This window comes from Leptospira koniambonensis (assembly GCF_004769555.1).
GTDB classification, from domain to species: domain Bacteria; phylum Spirochaetota; class Leptospiria; order Leptospirales; family Leptospiraceae; genus Leptospira_B; species Leptospira_B koniambonensis.
Map to the genome: position 1 here is coordinate 678,802 of NZ_RQFY01000001.1, position 20,217 is coordinate 699,018.

The following is a 20,217-nucleotide window of genomic DNA, read 5'->3' on the forward strand; positions in this document are numbered from 1 at the left end:
CGGACTGACTGGGAATTTGTACGTATCCTTGCCCGGGACCCTTCCATGATAGATAAACTGATACGTCTCTCCATTAAGAACAGGATTTTTGTCCTGATACTCACTGCAGGAATAACCATAATAGGTTTTTATAACGCGTATCAACTTTCAATCGATGCGATCCCAGATATCACAAATGTTCAGGTTTCCGTGGTTACTCAATCTCCGGGCCTTTCTCCTGTAGAGGTTGAACAGTTTATAACATATCCGATCGAGATGGAACTTACCGGAATTCCGAACGTGACAGAGATACGTTCTATCTCCAGAACAGGAGTGAGTAGTGTTACAGTTGTCTTTAAGGATGGAACAGATATTTATTTCGCAAGGCAGCTAATCAACGAAAGGTTGAGAGCGGCTGAGGCAGTGATCCCTAAAGGTTATGGAAGTCCTGAACTTTCTCCTATTGCAACAGGTCTTGGAGATATTTACGAATTCGTCCTAACAAGCGATCGCCATACTCCAGAAGAACTCAGAACTTATATGGAATGGGAACTTGCAAGAGAGATCAAATCTACGGAAGGCATTATCGACGTAAATATAGTTGGCGGGGAAGCAAGACAATACCAGATAAAGATAGATCCCCAAAGATTAGCAGTCCATAATATTACATTATCACAACTTTGCGAAAAATTGGAAACAGCCAACCAAAACACCGGAGGAGGTTATATTTCCAAAGGTGCGGAACAGATCGTAATCCGCGGAGAAAGCCAGTTCAAAACGGTGGATGAGATCCGTAACGTTGCAGTCCAAACAGAAAGAGACGGAGTTCCTCTACTGCTTGGACAGATCGCTACTGTGGAAACAGGCCCAGCACTTCGTTTCGGACTTATGACCAAGGATGCTAAGGGAGAAGTTGTTGGAGCCACAGCAATGATGCTCATGGGCCAAAACTCCTTGGAAGTAGTAAAACGGGTAAAGGAAAAGATAGAAGTATTAAGATCCAGACTTCCGGAAGGAATGAAGATCGTAACATTCTACGATCGTTCCGAATTTATCGGAAGAACATTAGGCACAATTTTCACAAATCTTGCAGAAGCAGCAGTACTTGTAATCATCGTTTTAATTTTTGCACTCGGAACAGTAAAAGGTGCGCTACTAGTAAGTTTATCTATCCCGATCCCAATGCTTGCCGCTACAATATTCATGAGAATGTTTGGTATCGTTGGTAACTTGATGTCTTTAGGAGCTCTAGACTTCGGGCTCTTAGTGGATGGAACCATCGTGATGTTGGAATCGGTTCTTCACGGTTTTATCTTAAAACAAGCATTCTATGAACAACAGAATTCTCAAGAAGATAGAAAGTTAGCAGCAGAACAGATCATCACAGATTCATGCGTGAGAGTAGGAAGGGCTGCTGCTTTCTCCGTTGGAATTATCTTATTGGTATACTTACCCCTCATGACATTAGAGGGTGTAGAAGGTAGAATGTTCAAACCAATGGCGATGACAGTTGTAATCTCCTTGGGTATGGCGCTTTTATTCTCTTTGACCACCTTTCCTGCAGCAGCAAGCATTCTATTTCAAAAACCAATCTTCCACCATAGCAAGTTTTGGGAAAGAGCAGAAGAATTGTATCTGCAACTTCTCGACTTTGGTATGGCCAACAAAAAATTATTCTTAAGAGCCGGCTTAGGAGTATTTGCAGTTTCCTTAATATTGGGATCTACTTTAGGGTCAGAGTTCCTTCCACGTATCGACGAGGGAGAATTTGCAATAGATATCAAAAGACTTCCATCTACTTCTATCAATTATTCCAGAGATACAAATATGGAAATGGAGAAAGTGATCGCACAATTCCCTGAAGTAACAAGCATAGTCAGCAAGATGGGTAGAGGTGAATCTGCAGCGGAACCTATCGGAACGGAAGAAGGTGAATCCACCGTAAAATTGATCCCACCGAAAGAATGGACGAGCGCATCTTCTAGAGACGAACTTATGGATAAAATGAAGGACGCGATCTTAAAATCAGTTCCTTCCAGTACGATCTCGCTTTCTCAGCCGATTGAAAACAGGGTGAATGCACTTCTCTCCGGATCCAAAGCAGACGTTGTAATTAAAATTTATGGAGATGATCTCCAGACCTTAAAAGATACTGCGGCAAAATTCGCAGATAAGATCAAAAAGGTTCCCGGCGCCGCTGACTTAAGAGTGCAAAGAGTTCTCGGACTTCCCTTAATTCAGATCAAAGCAGATAGACAAAAGATGGCGCGTTACGGTGTCGCCGCAGAAGAAATTTTGACCACCGTTGAATCATTACGTATCGGACGAAAAGCAGGAAAGGTATTCGAAGGATTCAAACGATTCGACTTAGTAGTTCGTCTTCAGTTGGATGTTTCAGATCTGGACAAATTAGAAAATATTCCAGTCATGACTTCTACAGGAGTTACAGTTCCTCTTGGGCAAGTAGCAACGATAGAATTTGTAGAAGGTCCTGCCGCAATTTACAGAGAATCCTTAAAACGTAGGATCATGGTAGAAGCAAACGTTCGAGGAAGAGACTTAGTAGGTTTCGTGAACGATGCTCAGAAGGCCACTGCAGACATCGAAAAGAATCTACCAGAAGGTTATCGAACGGACTGGGGCGGCCAATTCGAGAACTTCCAACGAGCAAAAAATAGATTGATGCTCGTGGTGCCAATTGCACTCGGGATCATCTTCGTGATGTTAATCGCTGCATTCGGAAACATATATTATGCGGCGGGAGTATTCATTGTAGTACCACTCGCAGTTGCTGGAGGGATCATAGGACTTGTTCTTAGAGGACTTCCTTTTAGTATTCCTGCTGGCGTTGGATTTATCGCGGTAAGTGGTATCGCAGTATTGAACGGGGTTGTATACGCTTCCACCCTTAAAGAAGAATTAGAAAAAGGGATTACAATCTCGAAAGCAGTCTTGTCCGCCGGACTTCATTCACTTCGTCCTGTAATGACAACTGAGATCATTGCAGCAGTTGGATTTATCCCGATGGCAATCTCAACGATGGCTGGAGCTGAAGTACAAAGACCATTAGCAACTGTGGTGATCTTTGGAGTAATCGTTGCGACTATTCTATCTCGTGTACTTCTTCCTATCGTGATGGAATTCCTACTGAATATTTACCAAGACCAAGAAAGAAGAAAAGAAGCTCGTAAAAGAAAATTAGAGTCCGAATTCCAAGCATCCAGAGCACAAGAAAGACTTCCGGAAACTCTAGAAGAAGTTTCCTGGGACTCAGAAGAGATCCAAGAAGGACCGGAAGAAATAGTACGTTCTAAATCTAAACGCTCCAAGAACGGATTGAAAAAGAAAAAGTAAGGGGGCGGCTTACTTTTTACTCTTCAATCCGGATAGGATCGCATTCACGACGGATCGTAGAAATTCGATCCGATCTTCTTCTATATTATCAAATACTAGGCGAGGATGATGGAAGGCAGCAGTTCCTTCAAAAATGATCCGAGCACCCTCTTTAGACGTATTACAAAAAAATAATCCTTTTTGGATCCCCTCTTGGACCATAGCTTCTAATTGTTCGTACATTGTCTGGATATGTTTTTTAACAAATGGTCTTGTTTTCTCTGCGGAATTATTGAATGCAGTATAAATCCTAGGATCTGATTGGACCTTCTCTCTTTTCATCATATGGAGAGTCATGAGCCACTCTAAAATTCTTTCTTCTAATGGATTTGTTTTTGCAGAAACTTCAGCGAGAGCTAGATCAATTCGATCCAGCCATCTTTTGGAAATAGAATCGAGTAATGCTTCTTTGTCTGCGAAATGTTTATATAATGCGGCGTGGCTTAGGTTTAGATTCCTAGCCACGTCTGTAAGTTTCAAACGCTCGACACCGTTTCTTCTGATCTCAATCTCTGCGGCATCGAGCACTTTTTCTTGTAATTCTTCTGGCTTTAAACCTGTTTTAGGCATCTCTCATTTAACGACGAGCTGCATCGAATGAGAAGGATATCTATCTCCTTGGAAGGCGCCTTCCGGAAAAGTATCATCCAGGGTTTTCACTTCTTCCGGAGTCAATTGAACCGAAAGAGCTTCTAAATTTTCCCTAAGACTTTCTCTTCTTGTGGAACCGATTAAAGGAAAAATATCTTCTCCCTTATGAAGCACCCAAGCGATAGCAAGTTGAGCAGTAGTACAACCCTTCTTCTTTGCAAGCTCTTGAAGCAGACTCACACGCTCCAAATTCGCTTCAAGGTTTTTTCCCTGGAAACGAGGAGAAATGGATCTAAAATCAGAAACTCCCAAAGAGCTTTCTATCTTTCCTGTAAGAAGTCCTCTTCCCACAATTCCGTACGGAACGATTGCGATTCCAAGTTCTCTCGCGGTTTCTAGGAGTTCCCTCTCTATCACACGAGTTGCTAAAGAATATTCAATTTCCAAAGCTGTGACCGGATGAACCTTATGAGCCCTTCTTAAATTTTCGGGAGAAGCTTCCGAAAGTCCGAGATAACGCACATATCCTTCCTTGATCAGATCTGCAATTGCACCAACAGTATCCTCGATTGGAACTTCTGGATCGACCCTGGAAGCTTGGTAAATATCGATCACATCTACTCCAAGTCTAGTAAGAGAATGTGCCGCAAAGTTTTTCACAGAGTTCGGTCTAAAATCATATCCGATGAATGCACCATTTGGATTGCGAAGTCCACCGAACTTCACACTGATCACTGGTTTGTCTTTTCTACCCTTAAGCGCCTCAGAGATCAGAAGTTCGTTATGACCAATCCCATAGAAGTCACCGGTATTCAGAAAATTGATCCCTGAATCCAAGGCCTCATGGATGGTCGCTATGGATTCTGCCCTATTTCTAGTCTCTTTTGTGCCGTAAAAGTCCGACATCCCCATACAACCCAAGCCGACTTGCGAAATCTCTGGGCCGTTTTTGCCTAATTTTCTCAGTTTCATTTGAAACCTCCATTTAGTTACAATTTACATTTTTTATAATTTGTAACTAAATTCAAGCATTTTTCCAAAAGGTTTTTGTGGGAGTTCCAACATTTCTTGCTTTTCGCTTTCCGACATAATACCATTCTAGCGTTCCGGAGTAGCAGATCCCATGGAACACCAGAAACCAATCGTCCAACTTTTAGACGCGACCACAGAACCTTTCAACCTAGCCATAGCTTCTGCCAGAACCTGCTATTCTTCCAAGGGGATCCTTCTTCCTGAAGACATGATCCGCACAGAAAAATCCCTGGAGATCAGGGACAAGGTGGCAAAATCCACTAAGAAAGCGGGTCACCTCACCACAAGACAACATCCTCATTTTATATTTACACTAGACAAGGTGTCTCGCCAGTTCGTTTGGTCTTTTCTGCATTCTCATCCGTACTATAACTCAGAACAGGTGAGCCAAAGATATGTAGAAGTTAAAAAGGAAAATTATTATATCCCACCTACTCTATCAGGAAAGCAAAAAGAGCTCTATCTGGAAGCGGTGGAATCTGCGTCTAACGCATATTTTGAATTTGTGGAGTTACTACATCCATTCATCCAGGACGAATATTTCTTAGTTTACAAGGCTCGCGCAAATTATCCTGAAAAATGGCAGCAACCAATTAAGAAGAAATGTCTGGAAGTAGCGCGTTACCTTCTTCCTTTAGGAACCTATACTTATTTATATCATTCAGTAAATGGACTTACTCTTCATAGATACCATCGTTTGATGAATTCTTTTGATGCTCCTGAAGAACAACGTTTAGTTGTAGAAGAGATGATCGAAAAAGTAAAAGAGATCGATCCTCTTTATGTGGAAGAAATGGATGATCCGATCCCTCTGGAAGAAACTGCAGAGTATAAATTTTTCAAAGACTTCTACCAAGATGGTGCTTCTGAATATAGACCGGAAGCAGCTAAAAATTTCGTAAGAGAATTCGATGAGGATATGGATAACCGTTATGCAAGACTAGTTTCCTATTCTTCTAATGGACCAGAAGTTTTGGCTTCTTCTGTTCGTGCTGTTTTAGGTTTGTCTAAAAATTCCTTAAACGACGAAGAGGCAATCCGACTCGTGATGGATCCTTCCAAAAATAAACATCTGACTTCTACACTGAATGAAACTACAATGAGCCCTCTTTCCAGAGCGATGTTCAATGTGCATTATTCTTTCAAAAAAAGGATCTCTCATTCTGCGGATAGTCAAGATCAAAGACATAGAATGGTTCCTGGTTCTCGTCCAGTGCTCATGAGCCAATATACAGGAATGCCGGATTATATCGTTCCTAAAGTAGTATTAAAATATCCTCAATTAGAAGAAACTTATAGAAGAAGAATGGATGGCATCTTCAAAAGCCTGAACCGTTTTATTGAAGCGGGTGGATCAGCTGAACATGCGTCTTATCTTCTTCCGAATGCGTTCCCTGTCCGTTTTTATGAAAGTGGTGATCTATTAAATCTTCATCATAAATGGAGAGCGAGAACCTGCTATAATGCTCAGGAAGAGATTTTTCAAGCTTCTATCAATGAACTCGTAGATTTGACAAAAGTCCAGCCTGAGATCGCAAAATGGATCAAGGCACCTTGCTGGATTCGTTTGCAAGGCGATATCAAACCATATTGCCCAGAAGGGGATCATTATTGCGGAACGCAAGTGTGGAAAAGAGAATTAGACGAGTACGATAGAACTCTGTAGTTTTCGTTTCTTTATCTGATTTCTGAAAATTTTTCCGTTATAGTCTATCACATAGACTTCTCCATTTGTATCTTCCCCAAAGGAAGATACATGGGAAGAAAATCCTATTTCAGAAGTATGTTCTATTAGGTCCGTAAGTTTAGTCCCAGTGTTTGCAGCTTCTCTCTTTTCAAAAAAATAAAAAAAGAAGGGACTAAAAACCGATTTCGGAGTAAATCATCCTTAGATATATCATGAAAACAGTTTCCCCTACAAGGACCGAAGAACTGGTCCGATACCGCAGATTCATTCACAAACATCCCGAACTCAGATATGAAGAAGTCGGGACAGCGGATTTCGTTTCTAAACATCTAGAATCCTTAGGTTATACTTTCCAATCAGGGATCGCAAAAACAGGGATCGCTTGTTTGATAGATTCAGGAAAACCAGGAAAAACACTTCTGGTAAGAGCGGATATGGATGCACTTCCTATCTTTGAGGAGAATAAGACGGATTACACTTCTATTCATAATGGAGTTATGCATGCATGCGGTCATGATGCTCACACTTCCGTTTTAATGGGACTCGCTTCGGAGCTAAAAGAAAATCCAAGTGCTATCGTTCCAAAAGGAAAAGTGTTGTTGGTATTCCAACCAGCCGAAGAAGGCGGACAAGGCGCAGACCGCATGATAGAAGAAGGAATATTAGAAAAATACGATGTATCTGCTGCGTTAGCACTTCATGTTTGGAATCATATCCCAGTAGGAAAAGTGGGAGTCGTAGACGGCCCGATGATGGCTGCAGTCGATGAATTCCAGATCACTGTCCAAGGAATCAGCGGCCACGGAGCAATGCCTCAACATACAGTGGATCCTATATTAGTAGCTTCTCATATAGTTACCGCGTTACAAAGTATTGTGTCCCGAAATACTGACCCACTCGATTCTTGCGTGGTCACAGTAGGAGCTTTTCATGCAGGACATGCATTCAATGTAATTTCTGAAACTGCTGAATTAAAAGGAACGATCCGCACATTCACAAAAGAAATGTTCGATAAGGCACCTGAGTTATTCAAAAGAGTCGTAGAGAATACTGCCTCTGCTTTTGGTGCAAAGGCGACCATTCATTACGAAAGAACGAATGCTCCAACAATCAATCATCCTGAAATGGCAAATATCGTCCGAAAGGCTTCGGAAAATATTTTGGGTCCAAACTCAGTCACAGAAGAACATGCTAAGACCATGGGCGGAGAAGACTTCTCTGCATTTTTAATGAAAGTCCCAGGATGTTACTTTTTTGTAGGCTCCATGAATGAAGAGAAGGGACTTATTCACCCGCATCATAGTTCTAAGTTTGATATAGATGAAACTTCACTTCCAATCGGATTATCCGTGATGAAGGAAGCGATCAGACTTTACTTGGAGAATAACTGAAGATCTATCCCATGTAGGAATTCCTACATGGGAGTGGAAACCGCCCCCGCCCCTTCGCAGCGACCTTTTGAGCGCCCCATAGGAAGCGAAAAACCCGAAGGGTGACTGAGTAAAACGAAGTCAAATTTCAAATCAAACAAACTGCATTTAAATCATCAGAAATAGGGAGCGAGAAGACGACCAACTTGCTTGAGTCGGTGACGAAAGTCAAACGAGTCGGCCTCTCCATCGATCACAATAGGTTTGACCGAAAGCAAATTTGAAAAACCGGCCCCCACCCGAGTTCGGGTGGAGGAGGTGGGCTTGTGGGAGAAGCCATTCCTCCATACACTAAAAACCACTAAACTTCAACCACATTTTTCACCCACACTTTATGTTGGAATTCCAACATTGTGCTCCTGCCGGTTCAAGCTCCCCAACGTAGAAACTTATCTTCGTTTTTCTCAATTTCCTTTTTTATGGCCGGATTATTCTTTCCGAAAGATTGAAATCCGGAACTTAAATTCCATTCCATTTTCAAAAGTGAACTTAAAAAACTACTAGTAGAAACATTTCTTTCATTAGCGTAACCCATTGCTTCCCAATAATCGGCCCCATAAACTCTAATCCTCTTTCGAGAATCGCTACTTTTGACTTTTTCGAAATCAAATCTTGGAATTTTTCCTTTTTGCTTTCTCTCTCGAAAAGAAGAAATTAAAAACTGTAGGATATCCTTTGGCTCTCCTAAACAAAAGACCGCATCTCTCCAAATCGATTCCATCTCAAAAGGAATCCTCCAATCTATTTGGATCTTCCCGTTATTCTCTAAAATTTGCTTTCTAAATACTTCTTCCATATTCTCTCCTAAATGTTAGGATCGAATCCATAATATAGAACAAATATATTCAAATGAAAAACAGAATGAATATTGAAATTTTTGAATTTAGTTCGTCTTAGATCCAAATTGGTCGCTAAGACGAAAAGTTTGGAGACGTAAGTAAGAAACTGAGACATCAGCCAAACACAAAACTGACTGGCCTATTACTCTAAAAAGAATGGTCGGAATCAGCATTCCATAGAATATTATAAAAATTGAATTAAAAAACGAGAAACAAAGGTATGCAAGAGGAACCTTAATTCCATTCAGACTCCTGTTTCTATAAGAAGAGGATCGGGTAGCTTATGCCCTCATTGCCTCAATCTCATCCACTTCCTTCGCAATCATAGAAGTTAGAACTACAGGACTATCTCCATTCACAAGAACATCATCCTCAATTCGAACTCCAATTCCCCTGAAGCCTGCGGGGATCGTTTCGTCCGTAGGATCAAAATATAATCCAGGTTCTACAGTTACAACGAGTCCGTTATGCATCGGTTTACTTTTTCCATTCTCAAAATAGCGCCCTACATCATGCACATCCATTCCTAGATAGTGGCCAGTCCTATGCATATAAAATCTGCGGTATTCACCCTTTTCAATGACCTCAGAAAGATTCCCTTTTAATAACCCAAGGTCAATCAATCCAGAAGTTAAATTTTTAACAGTCTGCTCATGAACTGCATTGAATTCTACGCCTTGTTTCGTATCCAAGATCGCTTGCTTTTGCACATCCAATACGAGTTGGTAAATTGTTCTTTGTTCTGAAGTGAATTTTTTTCCGGAAGGGAAAACACGAGTAACATCTGCGGTATAATAATCCTTCTCTGCTCCGCTATCCACTAATATAAGTTCGTTATCACCTATCCTTGCACGATTAGTTGTATAATGTAGAATAGTTGCATTTTTTCCTGCGGCGACTATATGACCATAACCTCCGCCCCAAGCACCATGTTTCAAATATTCAGATTCCAGAATGGACTCTAATTCGAATTCGTACATTCCAACTTTGGTCTCTCTGAATAATCTTTCGTGACCGAGAGCTGTGATCCGGGAAGATTCCTTTAATTTTTCGATCTCTTCCGGGGATTTTAACATTCTCATTTCATGAAGAAAGTTTGGGATCTCCCATCTTTGAGGACCAAATTTACCTTCTCTCAATCTTCTATTCAAAGAACTGATGAGTTCGAGTAATTCTGAATCTCGTTTGGAGTCCTTTCCAAAAAAATGATATAATGTGAATTGATTAGTAAGAACGTCTGAAATTTTAGAATCCCATTCTCCAAGATCAAAACTTTGATCCAGCTCCAATCTTTTTTTGATCTCTTCTTTTCCTAGACGAATGCCAGTCCAAATTTCTTTTTCTTTATCTTTAGGAAGAGCAAAATGTGAGGAGAAGTCTCTACGTAAAACCAAAACACCGTCTTCTTCTTCAACACCAGTCAGATAATAATAATCGGAGTCCTGTCTGAACTTATACTCTACATCTCTATTACGGATCTTTTGAGAAGCTGCAAATAGTAGCAGGACTTCCGACTCTTTTAAAAGATTCTGAACTTCTCGGATCCGTTTTCTAAAAATGTTTTGGTCCATAATTATCCTTTTATTAGACGAATTCCTTCTTCCACCATTCTGTCCGTATCCTGTTCTAACATACAACGAAAATGTTTTTTAGGGCAGACCCTTCCCCCATGAATACCACAAGGACGACAGTCTAGGCCGTTCACTTCTGATATAAAAACTCGACTCGCTAAAGGAGTATAACCGAATGCAGGGATTGTGGCTCCAAAAGCAGCCAAAGTAGGAATATTGAATGCAGAAGCAAAATGAATGGGAGAAGAATCATTGGTTACAAGAAGTGCTGCACCACTCATCAAATAACTCATCTCAGGAAGAGAAGTTTTGCCAGCAAGATTGATCCCGAAACCTTCCCCTACTTCTTCGCAAAGTTTAGAATCGCCCTTGCCTCCGGTCAGAACAATTTTCAGACCAGTTCTTTCATGCAGAAGTTTACTAACAGTTTTGAATTTATCCGCTGGCAAACGTTTTGTTTCCCAAACAGAAGAAGGAGAAACTAATATATAATTTCCTTTTTCCAAACCATTCTTTTTCATTTCGGATTGGATCCCAGTAACAGATCCCGGCTCCCAATATAGTTCAGGTTGTCTTGAAATATTTTTTCTTTCTTCTTCTGAATAGATCAAAGAAAGAAGTTTGTCCACCTCGTGTGGTCCTCTTAATAATCTAGATTTTCTTTCATTTAATAAAAAAGAAAACCCTGCTGATTTATATCCGATCCTTCTTTTAGCCCCGCTTAAAAAAGAAATAATAGAAGAACGAAATGAAAAATGTGGAGAAATACAAAGTGTAAAATTATGTTTTCTTAATTCTTTGCAAAAATCCCAAAAACCAAAAAAGGAAGATTTGATCTGTTTTTTATCCAAAGGAATAATAATATCTATCCAAGGATTCGCTTCTAAAACAGATTCAGTCCCCTTGTTCACAACCACTGTCATTTTAGAACCAGGAAACCTCCTCTTAATCTCCCTAAAAAGTGGAGTAGTTAAGATCAGGTCTCCTAAGAATGCAGTTTGGATGACTAAAATATTTTCAGACATTATTTTTTTGCCTCTAGGATGGTTGCAAAATTATTCACACCCAATCCTCCTATGGATAAACCAAGTGCAGTGTCCGAATCATTCATATTCATAAATTCGCAAAGTTCAGCAATTTGTGCAAGCCCCGAAACTCCCACTGGATGACCTCTTGTTTTCAAACCCCCAGATGGATTGATAGGAAGCCTTCCTCTTTTATCGGTGATCCCTTCTGCAACATTTGCAAGTGCCTTTCCTTGCGGAAATAAACCGGCATCCTCTGCAGCAATGATCTCAAAAATAGTAAATGCATCATGCAGTTCAGCAACTTGGATATCAGAGGGTTTTTTGTCTGCTTCTTCATAAGCCTGCTTAAATGCAGATTTGGATGCAGTAAAGCTAAGTCCGCCAGGAACACCATTGACTTGGCCTAAACCATGTCCTGTGCCAGTGATCTCAATCTTTTTGCGGTCCTTCTTCAGTCTTGCCGGGTCCGTTTCTAATAATAACGCGCAGGAACCGTCAGATAAAGGAGAAATATCATATAAACATAATGGACTCGAAAACATCGGAGAGGAGAAATATTCCTCTTCGCTTAAGTTTTTTTGAATATGTGCAATCTTATTTTCAAGACCGTTATCATGAAGTTTTTTAGATAATCTAAAAAGTTCCTTTCTAGTATATCCGAAATCCCTTAAATACTTGGTGGCGGTCAATGCCCCGCCTTGGGCCATAGACATCGCAAGATTTTTTTGCTGGGAAGAAAGTACCGAACCTAAAAGAAGATTATTCTCTTCTCTCGGAAGTCTACTCATGACCTCAGTTCCGATCACCATCCCTCTTTTAAATTTTCCTGATAGAAGAAGATAACGGGCTAGATGCAAAGCAGAAGCCCCACTGGAAGAAGCAGTCTCTGAACGGATCGCGAATAAGGAAGAAAGTCCAAGATCTTCTTTGATCTTTGCTGGTAAAAAAATTTCCCCAGTATAACGTTCCGGGGCCATACATGCGAATATTAGAAATTCAGGAATAAAACCCGGGTTCTTCTTAAGTAAATGATTCGCAGTATCATAGGATAGCGATTGATAGTCGGACTCAGTCTTGCCAAATTTACTTAAATGAGAGTCTAGCACATAGGCCGAGGTCATATTCCTACAAATTTCCCGGCGAATGATTTCGAGCAAAGTCAAAAACTTAAGAGTCGACGCTGCCTTTTTTAGAATCTCGCTTTTCAAAATAGGCACTCTCGTTTATAGTGATCTCAGGTAGGAGAAACGACGTGAAAGGAAACCAAGAAGTCCTCGATATCTTAGCGGAAGTGCTCTCCGCCGAACTCACAGCGATCAACCAGTATTTTATCCACGCTAAGTTGAACAAGAACTGGGGTTATGACAAGCTTGCTTCTTACATGAAGAAGGAATCCATCGAAGAGATGAATCACGCAGACCAAGTGATCGAACGTATTCTCTTCCTGGACGGAATTCCTGATCTGCAAAGATACATGAAGATCAATGTAGGCAAGGATATCGAAAGTATCCTAAAGAATGATTTAGACGTAGAGTATAATGCCGTAGAACGTTTGAATCGTGGGATCGAAATCACCACCAAGAATAAAGACAACGGCACACGTGAATTGCTCGAGAAGATCCTCGTCTCCGAGGAGGAGCATATCGACTGGCTCGAGGCCCAGCTAGAGATCATCAAAACCATTGGGGTCCAAAATTATTTGGCCCAACAAATTGCCTAAGCATTGAATTCCAAAAAACCATCCCCTAAAAAATCCCCTTCTTCCGGTTATGGCAAGAAGGGGCCTGCTAATAAATCAGGTTCTTCTTTTTCAAAACCGACTCGCTCCAAAAGTTCGGACTCAAACCGAGATTCAGATCGTAAACCATATCGCTCAAAAGAAAGAGGCGATTCAGAAAGACCTTTCAAAGCAAGAAAAGAAGAAGGATCCGAAAGACCTTATCGTTCCAAAGACGGAAATTCTAAATCAGGATATTCTTCCGACAAACCAAAAGAAAGAGGCGGCTCAAAACCTTTTCGCTCTAACGATGATCGAAAATCCCCTGCACGCTCCGGTAATCGTAAATTTTCAGACGATGACAAGAAACCTTACCGCGAAAAAGATTCGGGCAGAGAAGATCGTAAACCTTTCTCACGCAATTCAGATCGTGGTGAAAGAAAACCTTTCTCTCGCGACGCTGAACGTGGTGGGGATAGAAAGCCATATTCTCGCGACTCAGACCGCGGAGATAGAAAACCATATTCTCGTGATTCAGATCGTGGCGATAGAAAACCATACTCTCGTGATTCAGATCGTGGCGATAGAAAACCATACTCTCGTGATTCAGATCGTGGCGATAGAAAGCCATTCTCCCGTGACTCAGACCGTGGCGATAGAAAGCCATTCTCCCGTGACTCAGACCGTGGAGAAAGAAAACCATTTTCTGGAAATACAAGAAGAGGAGAAGGTAGAAGTTCCTACGGAGAAAATTCTGACCGCGGCGAACGTAAACCATTCTCACGCAATTCAGATCGTGGTGAAAGAAAACCTTTCTCTCGCGACTCTGACAGAGGCGAAAGAAAACCATATTCTCGTGATTCAGATCGTGGCGATAGAAAACCATACTCTCGTGACTCAGATCGTGGAGAAAGAAAACCATTTTCTGGAAATACAAGAAGAGGAGAAGGTAGAAGTTCCTACGGAGAAAATTCTGACCGCGGCGAACGTAAACCATTCTCACGCAATTCAGATCGTGGTGAAAGAAAACCTTTCTCTCGCGACTCTGACAGAGGCGAAAGACGTCCTTTTTCTCCTCGCGGAAAAGAAGGTGGGTTTCGCTCCGAACGACCATCTCGCCCTTATGAAGAAGATAATTTCAGAGAAGGTATTCGCGCTGGATGGCAATCCGCAAAACTTTCTCTTTCTGAATTCGATAGACCAGAAGCACTCACCTATCACGCGTCATGCGGAGATGGACTTGCATTCTTATTAAAAGAAGAAGTGAAAGAAGCAGGTTTAGAAATTCTCTCCGATAATAGAGGAGGAGTTTTCTTTACTGGACCTGCTAAAAAGGTCAGGGACTTCTGTTTGAGTTCAGGAATTTCTTCCGGGATAAGCTTTGAATTATCGTCTTGGCAGGACATACAAGGCCCGGATGATCTATACGAAGTCGCGGCAATGTTCCCATTTGAGAAACTACTTTCTCCAGGCACTAAGTTTAGAATAGATGCCGCAACAAAGGATAATCTGCAAGATTCACGTTATGCGACTTATCGTTTAAAAGACGCGATATTCGACAGATTCAGAGCGCAAGGTCTGGAACTTCCAGAAGCAGATCGTGAAGAACCGGAAGTTTTATTCTATCTTCGTTCTAGAATGAACCAGGTAAAATTATTTGTAGCATTACATGCTCAACCTTTACAAAGAAGGGGTCATGGAAGAGAAGGTGGAGAAGCTCCGCTCAGAGAAACCTTGGCCCAAGCATTGCTCCGTTTTTCAGGCTGGAAACCTGGAGAAACATTATACGATCCATTCTGTGGTTCCGGAACTCTATTGATAGAAGCAGCACTCAGAATGAGAAACGGCGGCTGGGTGAATTATAAAAGTTTATCCAGATCTTCTATCTTCACTAGACTTTTTGGACCTTGCAAAGCAAAAGAAGAATGGGCCTCTAAAGAGACCCTACTCTTTGGTTCTGATATTTCGGAAGAAGCAATAGAACTAGCAAAGAAAAATGCAAAAGAAGCTGGAGTAGTAGATCTGATCCGCTGGAAGGTTGCTTCCGCAGAAGAATTGGACTCCGACCTTGGCTTTAAAGAAGGGAAAATTGTAACCAATCCTCCTTATGGAGTCCGATTGGGAGATAAGGAATCCGTTTCGGAACTATATTCCAGCTGGGGAGATTCTTTAAAAAAGAACTTCTCTGGATCCTATGTGGCTTTAGTTGCGGGAGATCCTTCCCTTTTAGGCTTCTTAAAGCTGAAGTCTGATAAAGAACAATCAGTCACCATAGCTAAGTTAAAAGGAAAATTAGTTGCCTACCGGATCGACTAAACCAGACTCCCGGGAGAGATGAACCACCAGGAGATCCTACTCAAACTTTTAGAAGTTACAGAAAACTCCAAGGACAGCTTTCAGTTCCTGAAACTCTTCCAGTCCTTGGAGCCTGAAAAATTCGCGGTAATACACGCAAGTTCAGAGACCTTGACAGAGTCCGCGGAAGCGTTCCTATATAATTTAAAATTATTACAAAAGTTACAGCTATTCCCTGTAGTCGTTCTGGAGAAAGACGGAGTATCTTACGCGAATTTATTCTATCGTTCTCCAAATTCTAAGACCAGTTTGGAATCTATCAAGGACTCATTGGAAGAAGGCCAAGAACTTCCTGGTTCCAGAAACCTTCCAGCAAAGTGGTTCAGAAATCCAAGCCAGGCATTAGAATCAGTTCTTTCCTCTTTAAAAGAAAAGAAGATACCAGTCTTCGTGACAGACCAAGGCGGATCTGAAATTTATCCTTATCTTTCTAATTTATGCAAAGAACTTAGAACTAAAAAGTTAATCCTTCTTACTACAAGAAGTGGTCTTTACAATTCTGAGGATAAGAAGATCTCTATTTTAGATTTCGAATCAACTGAAACTCTCCAAAAAGAAGACGAGTCTTTATTCAAAGAATGCAAAATGATCTTTGAATATACTGGAGATCCAAATCTTCAAATCGCGATCACTTCTGCTCCAAGTTTATTAAAAGAATTATTCACCATCAAGGGTAGTGGAACTTTATTAAGAAAAAAGAATAAAATAGAATTCCATACTGATTTCCAAAATTTGGATCCTAAACGACTGAATGGCCTAATCGAAGATTCTTTTGGAAGAGGATTAAAACAAGGTTTTTGGAATAAGGAATTTTCTGGGATCGTTCTGGAATCCGAATACAAAGGATGTGCTCTTCTACAAGACACTCCTTGGGGAACTTTTCTTTCTAAGTTTGCTGTGAACGAAATAGCAAGAGGAGAAGGTGTAGGAAGAGATATCTGGGACGAAATGTTAAAAAAAGCTCCTGTTCTTTTCTGGAGAGCAAGAGCAGAAAATACAATCTCCAAATGGTATGCAAAAGAATGTAGCGGCCTTCAAAAAGAAGGGATCTGGATCTATTTCTGGATCGGTTTACAAGAGAAAGAAATTCCTGCGGTTTGTGATTTTTTAAGAAACCTTCCGGAAGATTTGGAATCTAAACAACGGATCGATTCCTAATGGAACAAAATGTTTTTTTATACGATGGGGACTGCGACTTTTGTTCAAACCTCGCTTCTAAACTTTCAAAACTATCTTTAGATAGAAATATAAAATTTGTAAGTTTTAGAGATCTCTCTTCTGAAGATCTAAAAGAATACCATCCAAGTTTAGAACCTAAATTAGTCGCGGGAAATGTACAGTATATCTCTGGAAATATGAGATACCCCGGTTTTTTTGCAGTCCGAAAACTTTCACATTCTTTAAAAGGATGGAGATGGGCTTCTCCCCTGCTTTATTTGCCTCTGGTTCCGTTACTCGGAATGTTTTTTATGAGCCTTTTAAAATCGATTCGATCTAAGGGTTAAAGAGAAATAGGAGAAGTTACCTTTCTTAGACCTTCATAAAATACTAAACGTGCATCCAATGCAAGCCTGGAACCTTCTCTTACTTTTTGCATTTTTTCAGGATCGACCGCTACAGCTTCAATCAATCTAAACAGTTTTTCTGAATGAGATTCATCTGCTTCCAGATTCACTTGAAAAAACTTTCCTTCCGGAAGCGCCATTCTGGATTTTAGATCAGAATAAGACTTATACATTCTGGAATATTCCAATTTTAGAAGGTATTCATTCGCTGGTCCGAGCGCCCCCAAGGCAGAATAGAAATCGGTAGTAGTAATTCTTTTCATCAAAGCAAGATAGCCTCCAGTTTCAGGAAGCATATCTTCCTTAGTCACTGTCTCTCCCATCTCAGAGAGAAATTTCCTAAGGATAGAAACATGTGAATCTTCTTCCTTACCTTCTCCCAATTCTTCCCATATATTTTCTACGAGTACTATTTTAGAAGGTACAAAATTAGTGAGAGCGGCAGTGTTTAAGAACCAGTTCACAAATTCAACAGATACAAAATATTCTTGTTTCAACCAAAGGAGAAGATCAGAATGTTCCATTCTTTCTTCTTTTTCTTCTAACCATAAATTCGCAGTCAATACAGAATGATATTTGACCTGGTCTATTAATTCTTCTCGAAACGTTTTCATCCTTCGATCCCGTTCGTTTGTTTTTCTTTTTTCAGTTTGGAATATGAAAATCTTTCCGTTAAAAATTCTAATCTCGTGATTTCCAATAATTCTCCTATCAGATCCGAATAAGTTCCGAAACTTTCGGAATAACAGATAGGAAAACTACTATAATAAGATGATAATCCAGGAGTCAGATTCCACTCCAAAAACATTGGTTTTCCTTTTGCATCAGCCTTCCAATCCAAACGGACAGCTCCCGAAGTTTTGAGTAATTTACATAATCCTAATGCGCTATTCTGGATATACTCCGATCTTTCTTTGTCCAGATCGAAATATAATTTTTCAGGCATACTGAGTTTGGTTTTAGTAATTTCTCCGTAGATTGTTTCAGGAGAATTTTCCAAACCAATCCTTGCCACCTGACTTGCCTTATATCCGTATATTGGCGAACCGATAACGGCAAGTGTCCATTCTTCTCCCGGCAAATAAGATTCGCAGATCCAAGAGGAATATTCATTAAATTTGGAATTAAGAAATTGATTTAAGTCAGCTTGGTTTGAGACCAGATTTTCTTCTCCCACTCCAAGGCTTGAACCTTCGAATCTGGGCTTGAAGAAAACCGGAAATTCTGAATCTACTGGAAGTTGGAAGCCGCGGAATGTGGAATCCAAGTTCCGCGCGAGATTTGTAGTATCTTCGACAGAATCTTTCTCAACGACGTTCCAAGGACTGGTAGGAACACCTGCAGACATACAAAACAATTTAGAAAGATGTTTGTCCAAACTCAAATTCTGAGCGTACGCATCTGATCCAGTATGTGGAAATCCTGAATATTCTGCGATCGCAGGAAGAAGGGCTTCTCTATTTCGGGAACGGAAACCTTCTACCAAATGAAATAGAACAGGTCGATCCCCAGGTTCTAAGGAAGAATAATCTGAGAGTTTTTGTAGTAGCTTCGACGGAAATTCAATAATTTCCACCTTCTCTCCCAACTCTTCCAGACAATGTTTAATCTTTTCGACAGAACCCCGATCTTCCCATTCTTGGGTGTCCTTTGGATCCAAGTCTGGATTTTGAATATCTGCAACGATCAAGACGGTTGGAGAATCTGAATTCATTTTCCGGATTCTCCTAAAGGTCCGAGACCTTTAAATGCGGAATAGGAATTCTGTAGTATCTGCACCCAAGTCTCCTCACTGATCTCAGGATAAAATTCCTCGTATTCACTATCAGTTGGTTCCGGGCTTAAATGATAAGTCCCTCTTACAGCAGATCGAAACACATGATTGCGAGAAGGTTTATGAAATCCAAGATACCAATTTGGTCCAAGGCTCACCTTTCCTCCACCACCAGGAAGATCATTCACAAACTGTGGAATTCCCATGCCTGCAACTTTCCCACGCATGTATTCAATTATTTGAATACCTTTTGCAAGTGGAGTCCTAAAACCTCGAGATCCTGGAATTAGTTCAGGATCATACATATAATAAGCTCGAATCCTAAGTTCCAAAAGTTTTCGATGGAGTCTGAGCATTGTTTCTCCATCATCATTGATCCCTTTCAGGATCACGGATTGGTTTCCAACGCTTACTCCTGCTTTTAGAAGTTTTAGAATTGCCTCTTTTGCTTCGGAAGTGCATTCTTTTTCATGATTGAATTGAGTATTACAAAAAATGGATAAACGATCCGTATTATGGGATTCTATAATTTTACATAGATCAGAAGTAATTCTCATTGGAAGGGTGACTGGATTTCTTGTCCCCAATCTGCAAATTTTTACATGAGGGATCTTTTCTAAATTTTCCAAAATCCAATCTATTTTGGAATCAGCAAGATTAAGTGGATCTCCTCCTGATATCACTACATCTGAAATTTCAGGATGATTTCGAATATAATCAAAACATAATTCCAGATCCGCAGTTTCCATTCTTTCAGAAGAATCTGAAACCTTTCTTCCCCTCATACAATGCCTGCAATACACAGAACATTCATGATTCGAAAAAAGTAATACTCTATCAGGATACATATGAGTAAGACCTTTTACAGGAGAAAGATCTTCTTCATGCAAAGGATCTAATGTTTCTTCCGGAGAGAAGAAGGACTCTTCCTTACGAGGAACGATCATTTTTCGGATGGGGCAATTTGGATTTTCTGGATCAGAAAGAGAAAGATAATAAGGAGTAGTTCCTACATTGAGTCGAATGGTTTCTTGTATCCCGATTTTCTCGGATTCGGTTAAATGAAAATATTTTGGAAGGTCTTCTGCCCTCACTCTTTTTTGGAGTTGGGCCTTATAATCTGTCCAGGCAAAAGAAGAATATAAACTCTTTCTAGAATCAACAGGTGACTCTAGATCCACTATTCCCCGGTTTTTCCCCAATCTCTCCATCCGGAACTCTTTTCCCATCCTTATGCCCGCGCAGGGAAAATCAAG

16 protein-coding genes are annotated in these 20,217 nt (G+C 40.6%); 7 read left to right on the top strand and 9 right to left on the bottom strand.

The features are described 5' to 3' along the window. Positions 1-45 precede the first annotated feature (45 nt). Positions 46-3,333 carry an efflux RND transporter permease subunit gene (locus tag EHQ52_RS03035; protein WP_135613799.1) on the top strand — a complete coding sequence of 1,096 codons (3,288 nt, stop codon included), beginning with the start codon at positions 46-48 and terminating at the stop codon, positions 3,331-3,333. 9 nt (positions 3,334-3,342) lie between these two features. On the opposite strand, the gene EHQ52_RS03040 is transcribed toward EHQ52_RS03035, so the two are convergent. Further along, positions 3,343-3,942 carry a TetR/AcrR family transcriptional regulator gene (locus EHQ52_RS03040; RefSeq protein ID WP_135613800.1) on the bottom strand — a complete coding sequence of 200 codons (600 nt, stop codon included), beginning with the start codon at positions 3,940-3,942 and terminating at the stop codon, positions 3,343-3,345. Positions 3,943-3,945: 3 nt separating this feature from the next. Continuing rightward, entirely contained in the window at positions 3,946-4,935 is a 990-nt protein-coding gene (locus EHQ52_RS03045) for an aldo/keto reductase (RefSeq protein ID WP_135613801.1), read from the bottom strand. Between the two features lie 151 nt (positions 4,936-5,086). On the opposite strand from EHQ52_RS03045, the gene EHQ52_RS03050 reads away from it, so the two are divergent. Together EHQ52_RS03050 and EHQ52_RS03055 are read left to right on the top strand one after the other, a co-directional pair. Continuing rightward, entirely contained in the window at positions 5,087-6,661 is a 1,575-nt protein-coding gene (locus EHQ52_RS03050) for an FAD-dependent thymidylate synthase (RefSeq protein WP_135613802.1), read from the top strand. A 233-nt stretch (positions 6,662-6,894) separates the two neighbouring features. After that, a complete protein-coding gene (locus EHQ52_RS03055; RefSeq protein WP_135613803.1) occupies positions 6,895-8,073 on the top strand; it encodes a M20 metallopeptidase family protein in 1,179 nt (392 codons plus the stop codon). A gap of 406 nt (positions 8,074-8,479) precedes the next feature. Here EHQ52_RS03055 and EHQ52_RS03060 read toward each other — a convergent pair whose 3' ends face one another. From EHQ52_RS03060 to EHQ52_RS03075, 4 genes are all read right to left on the bottom strand, one after another. Then, complete coding sequence (locus EHQ52_RS03060; RefSeq protein ID WP_135613804.1) at positions 8,480-8,908, bottom strand: hypothetical protein; 429 nt, start codon at positions 8,906-8,908, stop codon at positions 8,480-8,482. 324 nt (positions 8,909-9,232) lie between these two features. After that, positions 9,233-10,522 carry an aminopeptidase P N-terminal domain-containing protein gene (locus tag EHQ52_RS03065; protein ID WP_135613805.1) on the bottom strand — a complete coding sequence of 430 codons (1,290 nt, stop codon included), beginning with the start codon at positions 10,520-10,522 and terminating at the stop codon, positions 9,233-9,235. Positions 10,523-10,524: 2 nt separating this feature from the next. Then, the gene (locus EHQ52_RS03070) at positions 10,525-11,547 is read right to left on the bottom strand and encodes a glycosyltransferase family 9 protein (RefSeq protein WP_135613806.1); all 1,023 of its coding nucleotides are present in this window, start codon (positions 11,545-11,547) and stop codon (positions 10,525-10,527) included. After that, a complete protein-coding gene (locus EHQ52_RS03075) occupies positions 11,547-12,671 on the bottom strand; it encodes a thiolase family protein (protein ID WP_135613807.1) in 1,125 nt (374 codons plus the stop codon). Before EHQ52_RS03075 ends, EHQ52_RS03070 begins: the two co-directional genes overlap by 1 nt. 131 nt (positions 12,672-12,802) lie before the next feature. Here EHQ52_RS03075 and bfr point away from each other — a divergent pair, with 131 nt between their 5' ends. From bfr to EHQ52_RS03095, 4 genes are all read left to right on the top strand, one after another. Next, positions 12,803-13,270, top strand: coding sequence for a bacterioferritin (gene bfr, locus EHQ52_RS03080; protein ID WP_135613808.1), 468 nt, complete (start codon positions 12,803-12,805; stop codon positions 13,268-13,270). 1,146 nt (positions 13,271-14,416) lie between these two features. Beyond that, positions 14,417-15,583, top strand: a complete 1,167-nt coding sequence (locus tag EHQ52_RS20365) for a THUMP domain-containing class I SAM-dependent RNA methyltransferase (RefSeq protein WP_135613971.1) — start codon at positions 14,417-14,419, stop codon at positions 15,581-15,583. A gap of 18 nt (positions 15,584-15,601) precedes the next feature. After that, entirely contained in the window at positions 15,602-16,780 is a 1,179-nt protein-coding gene (locus EHQ52_RS03090) for an acetylglutamate kinase (protein ID WP_135613809.1), read from the top strand. Beyond that, a complete protein-coding gene (locus EHQ52_RS03095; protein ID WP_135613810.1) occupies positions 16,780-17,127 on the top strand; it encodes a DCC1-like thiol-disulfide oxidoreductase family protein in 348 nt (115 codons plus the stop codon). The genes EHQ52_RS03090 and EHQ52_RS03095 overlap by 1 nt, the downstream gene beginning before the upstream one ends. Here EHQ52_RS03095 and EHQ52_RS03100 read toward each other — a convergent pair. Genes EHQ52_RS03100 through EHQ52_RS03110 form a run of 3 tightly spaced genes read right to left on the bottom strand, consistent with a single transcriptional unit; the run spans position 17,124 to position 20,172 of the window. After that, complete coding sequence (locus tag EHQ52_RS03100; protein WP_135613811.1) at positions 17,124-17,801, bottom strand: iron-containing redox enzyme family protein; 678 nt, start codon at positions 17,799-17,801, stop codon at positions 17,124-17,126. The two genes, EHQ52_RS03095 and EHQ52_RS03100, sit on opposite strands and share 4 nt — an antisense overlap. Continuing rightward, positions 17,798-18,901, bottom strand: coding sequence for a D-alanine--D-alanine ligase family protein (locus EHQ52_RS03105; protein ID WP_135613812.1), 1,104 nt, complete (start codon positions 18,899-18,901; stop codon positions 17,798-17,800). Before EHQ52_RS03105 ends, EHQ52_RS03100 begins: the two co-directional genes overlap by 4 nt. Continuing rightward, positions 18,898-20,172 (bottom strand): KamA family radical SAM protein, encoded by a 1,275-nt coding sequence (locus tag EHQ52_RS03110; protein WP_135613813.1) that lies wholly within the window; start codon positions 20,170-20,172, stop codon positions 18,898-18,900. The genes EHQ52_RS03105 and EHQ52_RS03110 overlap by 4 nt, the downstream gene beginning before the upstream one ends. Positions 20,173-20,217 lie beyond the last annotated feature (45 nt).